Below are 11,234 nucleotides of genomic sequence, written 5' to 3' on the forward strand. Positions count from 1 at the left end.
AGCACTCGCAGCGTGGGCATTCCCTTGGCCTTCGACGCGAGGATGTAATCCTCACGGAGCGTCGTCACCAGGTCGGATCGGAGAACGCGAGTGAACATCGCCATCTCGAGGAGGCTGATGGTGATCGCGGGAAGTATTGCGTGTGAGAGGTTTCCGGACAGGCTGTCGCCGATGCGCACCCACTGTGATCGCGGGAACCAGCCGAGCCAGTTGACGGTGACCATGATCAGCAACAGACCGGCGAGGAAGCTCGGGACGGAAAGAACACCGAATGTCGCGGCGCTGATGACGCGGTCGATGACGCCGCCTTCGTGGTGCGCCGACCAGAGTGCGAGCGGAACTGCGACGACCAGTGCGATGACCAGACCCATCACTGCCAACTGAACGCTGACGGGGAGAGCGGAACTGATCGCGGTGAGGACGTCCTGCTGCGGGGGAACGAGCGAGTTGCCGAGGTCGCCCTGGAGAGCGCTGGTCAGCCAGTCCCAATAGCGAACCAGGAGTGGATCGTTGAGTCCGAGCTGCTGCCGAACTTCCTCGTACTCGGCAGGCGTTCGGCCTTCACCGAGAACGGAGACAGCGGGATCGCCGGGGATCAGTGATGCCAGCACGAAGGTTCCGAAGCTGACGATCAGGATCACAATGACGAGCTGGCCCAATTTCTTACCTATTGCGCCGATGTTCATCGATTTCGTCTCCTTCGGACAGCGAGCTCGCAATACACAGCAGTTCCTCTGATTTCATTTCTTCGTTCGCAGCCGGCCCCGATCCGCTGCAATACGGGCGCGGGGCCGGCTGTGAACTTCAGGCTCTCTAGGACTTCCAAGCTCCGTCGAAGAGCACGATTCCGTCGAGGCTCTGCTCGAGTCCGTGAACGTTCTGGTTCCACACCTCGAGTGCGGCGACGTTGCCCCACACCTGCCACGGGACGGTCTCGTTGGCGCGTTCCTGGATCTGGGCCAGGACTGCCTTCTTGTCCTCGTCGGTGGTTGCAACGCCCAACTTGTCCAGAAGAGCATCCATTTCGGCGTCGGAGTAGCCGGTCGCGTTGTTACGGCCACCGGACTTGATGCCCGTGTACAGACGCTCGTAGGGATCGGCCTCGGCGAGGCTCAGTGCTGCGGTGCTCATGTCGTAGTCGTGATCGGCGTACATCCGCTTGACCAGATCACCTGCACCGGTGACGTATTCGATCTGAGCGTCGAAGCCGACTGCGTTGAGCATCGCCTGGATGGCCAGAGCCGTTGCCTGTGCGGACGGTTCCTGGATGGAGAGGAAGGTGATCTTTCCGTCGTAGCCGTCGGCCTTGGCCTGATCGAGCAGTTCCTTCGCCTTGGCGGGATCGACGCCGATCGGTGCGACGTCGTTGTGCCAGCGCGAGGTGTCCTGGAAGATCTCCTGGCCGGGCAGTCCCTTGCCGTTGTTGACGCGGGTGTTGAGCGTCTCCGGATCGACGGCCAGCGCCATCGCCTGGCGGACACGGACATCCGAGCCCGGGCGGCCCGGGGCCATGTTCACGTTGGCGATGTAACCGAGCGACGGGATGTCGACGAAGCCGGGGTAACCCGACTCGATCAGATCCAGGATCGGGGTGAGCGTACGCATGTACGCGGCGTCGATGCCGCCCGTCTTGAGTGCTTCGGCGGTGGGCTGAGCGCCGACGATGCTGATCAGCTTGAGCTTGTCGATGTTCGGTGCGCCGTCGTAGTAGTCGGGGCGAGCAGCCAACAGCAGTTCCTCGTTGGGAGCGAACTTCTCGAGGGTGAAGGCGCCGGCGCCGATCGGGGTGAACTGGTCACCCTGCTGGGCGCTCGGGGCGACGATCATGCCGGGTCCGGTGGCGAGCATCGACTGGATGCCTGTCCACGGATCAACGAGGTTGAAGACCACGGTCGTCGCGTCGGGGGTGTCGATCGAGGCAACCTTGGAAGCCCACAGGCTCGACTGAGGTCCCTTGTTGGTGACGTAGCGGTTGATGCTGTCGGCGACGGCCTTCGAGTCGAGAGCTGTACCATCGCTGAACTTCACACCGTCGCGGAGCTTCAGCGTCCAGGTCTTCCTGTCCGAACTCGCTTCGAGCGACTGAGCGAGCTTGGGCTCGAACTTCTGCCCGATGGGGTCGTAACGCATGAGCACGTCGTAGATGGCGCTGAGCTCGCTGCCACCGGTGGCGCCGGCAACCTGAGCCTTCGCGGGATCGAGAGTCGTGACCGCCGAGTAACCGCTGAACGTCAGCGTGCCGCCCTTGGTGGGAGTGCCGGGATCAGCCTGCTCGTTGACCATGCCGATCTTCAGCGAGGAACCGGAATCAGCGGATTCGCCGCCGCCATTGCTCGAGCCGTTGTCGGCGCACGACGCCAGGAACATACTTGCGGTGATCGCCAGCGCAGCCAATCTGCGACTTCCGCGGCGGGAACTACGACTCATTCGAATGCCTCCAAGGCGGGGTAAGACCGTGACGTGATGTTGAACACGAAACAGTCTGTGATGGGAGGCACAGAAAATTGGATCGAGTCTCGCTCAGTGGAATCGGTTAAGTTGCAGGCCTCAACAGTCAGGTAAACCGACCCTGGCCAGCGGTTACCTTCGTCGACAGCAGACCAGCCGGTCTAGTCCCGGTCGAGCGTCGCTTCCTCGAGATCGAGCTCGCGAAGCACCTTCCGGAGGACCTCGTCGTCGATCCGGCCGGCATCGCGTTCGGCGATGAAGACGCCTCGCTCGGCATCGATCATCTCGAGGCGCAGCGAGCGGAAGGCGTTCGACGGGCTCTCCCCCAGATCCTCGTCGCTGCGTCCCAGTCGCTCCCACGCCGAGTTCGCGCGGTGGGTGTTCCAGCTTCGCAAGATGTCCGCGGCACGATTGCGGACCTGAGGGACGTCGTCGGCGTCGGCTCCGACCAATTCGTCCAGCCGCGCCGCAGCGGCCCGTGCAGCCTTGTCCTGGGCTGCCGCCTCGGCGCGGGCGTCGGACTGCTCTTCATCCCCCTGCACGCCGAGGACACGGATCACCCACGGCAACGTCAGGCCGTGCAGCAACAGCGTGCCGACCACGACGACAAACGTCAGGAAGAGGATCAGCGACCGCCCCGGGAAGTCCTCCCCACTGTTGACCGTCAGCGGAATGGCGAAGGCAGCTGCCAGCGACACGACCCCTCGCATACCGGCCCACGACACGACGAACACCGCCCGCGCCGAAATCTCCGGCTCTCGCGCTCGAATACGCGGCGACAGCCAGCGCGGTACGTACGTGAACGGGAACACCCAGGCGATTCGGACCACCACGACGGTCACGAGAACGGCAACCGACGCCCAGACGACGATCGAAGTGCTGTACCCCTGCAATCCGTTGACGACACTGGGCAATTGGAGACCGATCAACAGGAAGACGAACGACTCCAGGATCAGGTCGACGGCCCTCCACACTGCCGTGTCCTGCAAACGCGTCGCATAACTCGCACGGGTGGAGCGCTGGCCGAGGAACAATCCGGCTACGACGACCGCGATGACGCCCGACGCGTGGACCTCTTCCGCAGCCAGGTAGGTGAAGAACGGCACCACCAATCCGATTCCGCTCTCCATCACCGGATCCTGGAGCTTGCCGCGAACCTTCGAGATGACGAACCCCACCGCGAGGCCGATCACCGTTCCACCGACCGCCGCGACGAGGAAGGTCTCGAAGCCGCCGATCAGCGTCGCACCCGTACCGACGGCAGCCGCGAGAGCGACCTTGTACGCCGTCAGAGCGGTGGCGTCGTTGAGCAGGCTCTCCCCGCCCAGCAGGGTCATGATCCGGCGCGGCAGGCCGAGCTTGCGTCCGATTGCGCTCGCGGACACCGCGTCCGGCGGCGCCACGATGGCGCCGAGAACCAGAGCAGCCGCTATCGAGAACTCCGGCACGATCAGGTAGGCGACAAAGCCCACCGCAGCCGTCGTCGCCAGGGGAAGCCCCACCGCGAGAAATCCGATCGGACGCAGATTCGAGCGCAAAGCCAGGTATGAACTGTCCAGTGCTGCCGAGTACAGAAGTGGAGGCAACACGACGAACAGGACGAGGTCGGGATCGAGTTCCAATTCCGGAACACCCGGTATCTGACAGGCGATCAAACCGACCAGGACGAGGATCAGCGGCGAAGACAGCCCGAACCTTCGCGCGACCGCCGCCACCAGCAACGCCGCTACTACAACCCCCAGTAATATGCCGTTCACCCTGGCAGCATGCAGTATGGAAGGCGATGAAGAAAATCCTGAAGCGAGCAGCAGCTCGCACACAGCAGCCCGCACCCGCTCCCACCGGTTGCGAGGAACTAACCAATGCGCCCGAAACGGACCCGGCGGCGCTGACGCCCGGCGTCTGCCAGGAGTGCGCCGAGTTGGGCGAGGATAACTGGTCTCACCTGCGCATGTGCCTGTCCTGCGGCCACGTCGGATGCTGCGATTCCAGCCCTCATCAGCACGCCACCAACCACTACCGCGAAACCGGGCACCCGGTCATGCGCTCACACGAGCCCGGCGAATCCTGGCGCTGGTGCTACGTCCACGACCTGATGGACTGACCGCGCGCGACTGGCGGTGCACTGCGCATAGTGCCCACCTGTCACGGCGCACAGCCCTCGGTGTTGCGCACATTGCTCAATCCACCGGGTAGCTATTGCTCAATCTGTATGCCGATGATGGACTTTGACGCAGAATCTGCACAACAGATCGACAGGTGCGGCTGGACTTTGCCGCACCGAACGGTTCGGCCTCAGGAAGTCCTGCCAAACATCACAACCACATCGTCGGCCCCACGATCTGGGGTACAGGCGGTGCGGTGATCGATGTCCACTACTGAAGGCAGGACCGGCCGTGAACAGCCCCAACATCGACCAGAACGCTCCCGAGTCACTGGCGGAGATCGAGAAGCGCGTTCTGTGGTTGTCGACCGCGATGATCCATCACGCCAACCGTGTCCGTCCGAATCCCAGTGGGCTCAAGGTCGGCGGCCATCAGGCCTCGTGCGCGTCGATGGTCTCGATCATGACGTCCCTGTGGTTCGGCCAACTTCGTTCCGGCGACCGGGTTTCCGTCAAGCCGCATGCGGCGCCGGTGCTCCACGGCATCAACTATCTGCTCGGCGAACTCGACGAGTCCTACCTGACGACTCTGCGCGAATTCGGGGGCCTGCAGAGCTACCCGAGTCGATCGAAAGATCCTGATCCGGTGGATTATTCGACCGGTTCGGTGGGTATCGGCGCGACGGCTCCCATCTGGGGCGCCATCGCTCGCCGATACGTCGACGCCTCCCTCGGCGGCGCCGGAACCGGGCGTCAGTACTCCCTGGTCGGTGACGCCGAACTCGACGAGGGCGCGGTGTGGGAAGCAGTTCTCGATCATTCGGTTGCCGAACTGGGTGAGATCGTGTGGATAGTCGACCTCAACCGCCAATCACTCGACCGGGTGGTGCCGAACATCGCGGCAACCCGCCTGGAGCGCATGTTCTCGGGTGCCGGCTGGCAGGTCATCACCGTGAAGTTCGGTGCGCTGCTCGAATCACTGTTCACCCGGCCGGGCGGCACCGCGTTGCGCGAACGAATCCTGGACATGCCGAATCCGGAGTATCAGCGCCTGCTGCGATGCACGGCCGACGAGGTACGTCTGAGACTGCCCGGCGACGCGGCGGACGCCGACGCGATCACGGCGCTGATCGACGACCTCGACGACGCCACGGTGCTCGAAGCCATCCGCAATCTCGGTTGCCACGACCTCGACGCTCTGCGAGAGGCGTACGCACAGATCGACGACACCCGTCCCACCGTGATCATCGCGTACACGATCAAGGGTCGGGGTCTGCCGACGCAGGGTCATCCGCAGAACCACTCGTCGCTGCTCACCACCGAGCAGTTCGAGCACCTGGCGTCGGAACTCGGCATGGATCCGTCGAAGCCCTGGGAACGGTTCGAGACCGACAGCCCGTCCGGCCGCATCTGCGCCGAAACCGCTGGGCGCCTGACTCGCCCGAAGGTGGAGCATCTGGTGCCCCCGGCAGTTCCGAAAGACATCGGCCGTACGCCCTCCGGCACGTCCACCACTCAGGCAGCTCTGGGCCGGGTACTACTCGACCTGAGCCGCGAAGCGCCGGACGCCGCGAAACGTGTTGTCACACTGAGCCCGGACGTCAGTTCCACCACCAACCTCGCAGGCTGGCTGAACAAGGTCGGCGTGTGGTCCCCCGACGAGCGGCACAACTGGTTTGCCGACGACGCCGAAACGATCATGCACTGGCGTGAGAAGCCCACCGGTCAGCACATGGAACTCGGCATCGCCGAGACCAACCTGGTCGGACTGATGGGCGAACTCGGAGCGACCTGGAGTCGTTGGGGCCAGCCACTCTTCCCCATCGGGGTGATGTACGACCCCTTCATCGAGCGGGCTCTCGAACCGTGGTCGTACGGCATCTACGCCGGAGGGCAGTCGATCATGGTCGGCACTCCGTCGGGCGTCACCTTGGCCGCCGAAGGTGGTGCGCACCAGTCGATCAAGACCCCGTCCATCGGACTGGAACAGCCGGGATGCGTCAGTTTCGAACCGGCATTCGCCGTCGACGTGGAGTGGACGCTCCTCGACAGCATCGGACGCCTGGGCCGACCAGACGGCAGCTCGTCGTACCTGCGCCTGTCGACCCGTCCGGTCGATCAGGCCCTGGCCGCGGTACCGACCGATCCGGCTGCGCGAGAACGCCGTCGACGTCAGGTGGTGGCCGGCGCGTACACACTGCGGCACAACCCTGATCCGGCCGTCACCCTGGTCGGCATGGGTGCCACTGTCACCGAAACACTGGTCGCAGCCGAAAGACTGGGCGAGCAGGGCATTTCCGCCGACGTCGTCTGCGTGACCAGCCCCGGCTTGCTCTTCGAAGCACTCCAGTCTCGGCGCGGTCTCGCGGACGGTCCGTCGTGGATCCTGGATCAGGTCTTTCCGAGTAGCCGGTCCGCGCCGATGGTGACCGTTCTCGACGGGCACCCGCACACCCTCGCGTTCCTGACGGGAATCAACAACGTTCCGGGTGCTGCGCTCGGAGTGAGCCGGTTCGGTCAGGTCGGTTCGCTCGAGGACGTCTACCGATACCACGGCCTCGACTCCGACAGCATCGTCCGCGCTGCCCTCGATCTCACTTCTTGATCTATCCCACTCTCTGATGCCGAGAAGCGTCCCCGCAGGGACGCTTCTCGGGTCCATTCAGTCATTCAGGTGTCTAGTTCTTCCAGGCCTTGTCGAAGAACATGATTCCGTCCAGGCTCTGCTGAATGCCGTGGACGTTCTGTCCCCACACACCGAGCCACGGGGTGTTGCCGTAAACCTGCCACGGCACAACCTCATTGGCGCGCTCCTGGATCTTGGCGAGCACCTCGATCTTCGAGTCGGTCGACGTCGCGACACCCAATTGATCGAGCAGCGTATCCATCTCGGGGTCGGAGAAGCTCGTGGCGTTGTTCCGTCCACCCGACTTGAGATTGGAGTACAGACGCTCGAAAGGATCGGCTTCCGCGAGGCTGGCGGAACCTGTTGCCATGTCGAAGTCGCGGTCGGCGTACAAACGCTTGACGACGTCGGCAACCGAGTTGACGTACTCGATCTGGAAATCGAATCCGACGGCGTTGGCCATCGACTGCAGTGCGAGAGCCATCGCCTGCGCCGAATTCTCCTGCAGCGTCAGGTATGTGATCTTGCCGTCGTAACCGTCGGCCTTGGCCTCGTCGAGAAGCTGCTTCGCCTTGGCGGTGTCGACGCCGATCGGAGCGACGTCGTTATGCCAGCGGGAGGTGTCCTGGAAGATGACCTGTCCGGGCAGACCCTTGCCCTCGTTGAGTCGGTTGTCGAGTGCGACGGGATCGGTTGCGAGCGCCAATGCCTGACGGATGCGCACGTCGGCACCGGGACGACCGGGTGCCGTGTTGACGAGCGAGAGGTACGACAGCGACGGAATGTCGACGAAGCCCGGGTAGCCGGAGTCGATCAGATCCAGCACGTTCGGTAGCGAACGCATGTATGCGACGTCCGTGCCGCCGCTCTTGAGCGATTCGGTGGTGGACTGCGAACCGACAATGCTGATCAACCGCAGCTTGTCCACGTTCGGGGCACCGTCGAAGTAGTCCTCCCGAGCGTCGAGGATCAATTCCTCGTTGGGAGCGAACTTCTCGAGGGTGAAGGCACCCGCGCCGATCGGGGTGAACTGATCACCTTGCTGGGCGCTCGGCGCGACGATCATGCCGGGGCCCGTCGAGAGCAGTGACTCGATACCGGTCCACGGGTCGACGAGATTGAAGACGACCGTCGACGGATCCGGAGTGTCTACCGACGCGACCTTCGACGCGTACAGACTCGACTGCGGTCCCTTGTTGGTGACGTAGCGATTGAGGCTCGCCGAGACGGCCGCCGAATCCACCGGCGTCCCGTCGCTGAACTTCACACCGTCACGCAGTTCGAGGGTCCACGTCTTGAAGTCGGAACTCGGCTCCATCGACTCTGCGAGCTTCGGAACGAATTCCTTGGACGCCGGGTCGTACCGCAGGAGCGTGTCGTAGATCGCGCCCAACTCCGAACCGGCGACCGAACCGGCGATCTGAGTCTTCGCCGGATCGAGATTGGTGACGGCGGAGTACCCGCTGAACGTGAGGGTGCCGCCCTTGACCGGATCGCCCTCGCCGGACTGCTCGTTGACCGGGCCGATGGACAATCCCGAACCGGAGTCCGGTGCGTCGCCGCTCCCACCCCCGTTCCCGCTGTCAGCGCACGACGAGACGAACAGGCCGGCGGAGACTGCCAGCGCGACGGCGGCAACCTTGCGGTGACCGCGCCGAGAACTGCGACTCATTCAAAACCTCCAGGTCAGAAACTGTGATGTGAAGCATTGTCGAGACAGTTTGTGACTTAAGGCACAGGTATTAGTCGCAGGTCCCGCTCAGTGGAATGGAGCGCGACGATTGGTCAGTTTTCGAGCGACATTCGCAGGTCAGACCCTTAGCGAAGGTCAGGAATTCATTCTGATTCAGGCGCCTTTCAACGGATGAATCGCCGGAGCGCCGTCGAGAAGTGGTCCGGCGGCGGCCAGCGCGGCCTGCAGATGCGGGGACTGCATGTGAGCGTCCAACTCCTCCTGCCCGCGCCAAGTTTCGATCGTGACGAACGTGCCGGGCGCAGCCGCTGACTCGAACAACTCGTACGACACACAGCCGTCCTCGGACCGACTCGCCTCCGCGAGAGTTGTCAGAGCCGATCGGACGTCGTCCTCGGAACCGGACTTGGCCGGGATGGTTGCAACTACACGAAGCTCGCTCATCGGATACCTTTCGCAGAGGGGAAGTCAGCTAGAGACACACGCCACAAACGTACACACGAAAAGGGCAACCAATGGGGCTACTCAAGGACGTCACCGGCTGGCGACGCGGAACGAAGTTGCAGCGTCGACTGCGCGATCTCACCGGCACGCTGGTGGTGATCACCGGTGCGGGCAGCGGCATCGGGCGTGAAACGGCCCTCGCCTTCGCCGCCCAGGGAGCTATCGTCGTGGTCTCCGACATCAATCTCGAAAGCGCGCAGGACACTGCGGCACTTGTAAACATCCCTTCGCAAGCGGGCGGCGCCGAAGCAGTGTTCGGTGGCGGTGCCCACGCCTATCAGGTGGACGTGTCCGACGAACAGGCCGTGATTCGGTTCGCGGAGACGGTCGCGGCACATCACGGCGTACCGGACATCGTCGTCAACAACGCCGGAATCGGGTTCTCGGGAACGTTCGCCGACACCGAGCAGCGCCAGTTCGAGCGCGTCATGGACATCAACTTCTGGGGAGTTGTCTACGGCTGCCGGGCCTTTACCCCGATGATGATCGACCGGGGAACAGGTGGGCACGTCGTCAACCTGCCCTCGGCCGCCGCGTACACGCCACAGAAGGCGCTCACCGCGTATTCGACAAGCAAAGCAGCGGTATTCATGCTCTCGGATTGCCTACGGGCAGAACTGCTTCCACACGGCATCGGCGTCAGCACCATCTGCCCTGGCCTCGTTCACACGAACATCCTCAAAACCACCGAATTTGCCGGGACCACCGCCGAGGAACAACTCGAAAATCAAACCAAGGTCGACAACTTCTACCGCAAGCGGAACTTCACTCCTGATCGAGTGGCCAGTGCCATCGTGAAAGCAGTTCGCACGAACAAGGCCGTCGTGCCCGTGACCGTCGAAGCCAAGCTCGGACGCACGATCAGCCGGTTGTCTCCCGGGTCGATGCGCGTCGGAGCTCGGTTCGAGATCTAGGTCAGCTTCCGAAACTCAGGCTGCCCGTGAAACCCTGCTGCACATCGGCTTCCGAGCGGGGAAGAACCTCGTAGGTGCTGGCGTACTGGCCACTGAAACCGGTGACGGTGATCGGGCGTCCGACGGCGACGGCATCGAGGTCGATTCCGGTCTGTGTGTTGACGAAGATGACGGTGTTTCCCTCGGCGCCCGAGACCAGGATCTTGTGACCGTACGGCAGATCGTCGACGACGGGTCCGCTCACGATTCCGGACACCGTCACGAGACGACCTTCGCTACCCTCACCGATTGCATTGAGGGGCAGTCGCGCCGGGCTGATCTGGGAGGTCGTGCCGATTACCTCGACGGCAGTCGGGCGGACGACGAGCAGGCCTTCCTGATCCGCGAGGACTCCGGTGACCTGAACCTGATCGCCGAGAGCAATCCCGGAGTTGTTCGGATCGCTGATGTAGATGCCCGAATTTCCGCTCTGGAGACCAAAGCCCTTGTCGTAGAAGCTGGATTCGAAGACTCCCGACGGCGTAGTCGCGGTTCCCACGACGGTGACCGTCGTTCCGATGGCCTGCGCACGGGCTGCCGCGATGGAGTCCGCGGACACCTCACCGACGACTGCCGCCGGCTCCGCCGTTGCCGCAGTACCGACAAACATCGTGGCCGCGGCCGCAACTGCCAGTGCTGTCACACCCCGGCGCAGGACCGGACTCGCAAGAACGCTGTCTCGAAACATGTTTGAGGACTCCCCTGTGATTTCGTGGCCGCGCAGGTCCTCCTGATGGAGTCCGCCTTCGCCCACCCTGAGGCACAGGTTATTACAGGTCGGACGCCGCAGCGGTGGTGACATTCCGTCACCACCGCTGCTTCAAGGCATCCGAGTTTTCAGGAACCGGAGCTTCCGGACGAACCGCTCGAGCCACTGGAACCGCTGGATCCTGTTCCGCCACCGAG

At 63.5% G+C, this 11,234-nt stretch carries 9 protein-coding genes; 3 read left to right on the forward strand and 6 right to left on the reverse strand.

Features of this window, described 5'->3' with window-relative positions; genetic code table 11:
- The 3 genes from A2J01_RS25560 to A2J01_RS25570 all read right to left on the reverse strand — a co-directional run.
- On the reverse strand, nucleotides 1-686 hold a 686-nt coding region (locus A2J01_RS25560; protein ID WP_064113864.1), incomplete at its 3' end, for an ABC transporter permease.
- 127 nt (nucleotides 687-813) lie between these two features.
- Nucleotides 814-2,427, reverse strand: coding sequence for an ABC transporter substrate-binding protein (locus A2J01_RS25565; RefSeq protein WP_064113865.1), 1,614 nt, complete (start codon nucleotides 2,425-2,427; stop codon nucleotides 814-816).
- 182 nt (nucleotides 2,428-2,609) lie between these two features.
- On the reverse strand, nucleotides 2,610-4,205 hold the full coding sequence (locus A2J01_RS25570) for a Na+/H+ antiporter (protein ID WP_030536674.1): 1,596 nt from the start codon (nucleotides 4,203-4,205) through the stop codon (nucleotides 2,610-2,612).
- A 26-nt stretch (nucleotides 4,206-4,231) separates the two neighbouring features.
- Between A2J01_RS25570 and A2J01_RS25575 the strand changes: the two genes are divergently transcribed.
- Together A2J01_RS25575 and A2J01_RS25580 are read left to right on the forward strand one after the other, a co-directional pair.
- Nucleotides 4,232-4,552 (forward strand): UBP-type zinc finger domain-containing protein, encoded by a 321-nt coding sequence (locus A2J01_RS25575; protein WP_003943615.1) that lies wholly within the window; start codon nucleotides 4,232-4,234, stop codon nucleotides 4,550-4,552.
- Nucleotides 4,553-4,844: 292 nt separating this feature from the next.
- Nucleotides 4,845-7,157, forward strand: a complete 2,313-nt coding sequence (locus tag A2J01_RS25580; protein ID WP_064113866.1) for a transketolase-like TK C-terminal-containing protein — start codon at nucleotides 4,845-4,847, stop codon at nucleotides 7,155-7,157.
- A 73-nt stretch (nucleotides 7,158-7,230) separates the two neighbouring features.
- On the opposite strand, the gene A2J01_RS25585 is transcribed toward A2J01_RS25580, so the two are convergent.
- A complete protein-coding gene (locus tag A2J01_RS25585) occupies nucleotides 7,231-8,850 on the reverse strand; it encodes an ABC transporter substrate-binding protein (protein ID WP_042453342.1) in 1,620 nt (539 codons plus the stop codon).
- A 174-nt stretch (nucleotides 8,851-9,024) separates the two neighbouring features.
- Nucleotides 9,025-9,315 (reverse strand): putative quinol monooxygenase, encoded by a 291-nt coding sequence (locus A2J01_RS25590; protein WP_003943546.1) that lies wholly within the window; start codon nucleotides 9,313-9,315, stop codon nucleotides 9,025-9,027.
- Nucleotides 9,316-9,386: 71 nt separating this feature from the next.
- Here A2J01_RS25590 and A2J01_RS25595 point away from each other — a divergent pair, with 71 nt between their 5' ends.
- Complete coding sequence (locus A2J01_RS25595; RefSeq protein ID WP_064113867.1) at nucleotides 9,387-10,289, forward strand: SDR family NAD(P)-dependent oxidoreductase; 903 nt, start codon at nucleotides 9,387-9,389, stop codon at nucleotides 10,287-10,289.
- A 1-nt stretch (nucleotide 10,290) separates the two neighbouring features.
- Here A2J01_RS25595 and A2J01_RS25600 read toward each other — a convergent pair whose 3' ends face one another.
- The gene (locus tag A2J01_RS25600) at nucleotides 10,291-11,016 is read right to left on the reverse strand and encodes a hypothetical protein (protein ID WP_042453658.1); all 726 of its coding nucleotides are present in this window, start codon (nucleotides 11,014-11,016) and stop codon (nucleotides 10,291-10,293) included.
- Nucleotides 11,017-11,234 lie beyond the last annotated feature (218 nt).

Origin of the sequence: Rhodococcus sp. EPR-134, from assembly GCF_001647205.1 — a bacterium.
Lineage (GTDB): Bacteria > Actinomycetota > Actinomycetes > Mycobacteriales > Mycobacteriaceae > Rhodococcus_F > Rhodococcus_F qingshengii.

Bases quoted from the DNA above. Each gene is read 5' to 3' on its own strand.
- A2J01_RS25600 (WP_042453658.1), bottom strand. From the start codon at position 11,016: ATGTTTCGAGACAGCGTTCTTGCGAGTCCGGTCCTGCGCCGGGGTGTG.
- A2J01_RS25595 (WP_064113867.1), top strand. From the start codon at position 9,387: ATGGGGCTACTCAAGGACGTCACCGGCTGGCGACGCGGAACGAAGTTG.
- A2J01_RS25575 (WP_003943615.1), top strand. From the start codon at position 4,232: ATGAAGAAAATCCTGAAGCGAGCAGCAGCTCGCACACAGCAGCCCGCA.
- A2J01_RS25565 (WP_064113865.1), bottom strand. From the start codon at position 2,427: ATGAGTCGTAGTTCCCGCCGCGGAAGTCGCAGATTGGCTGCGCTGGCG.
- A2J01_RS25590 (WP_003943546.1), bottom strand. From the start codon at position 9,315: ATGAGCGAGCTTCGTGTAGTTGCAACCATCCCGGCCAAGTCCGGTTCC.
- A2J01_RS25585 (WP_042453342.1), bottom strand. From the start codon at position 8,850: ATGAGTCGCAGTTCTCGGCGCGGTCACCGCAAGGTTGCCGCCGTCGCG.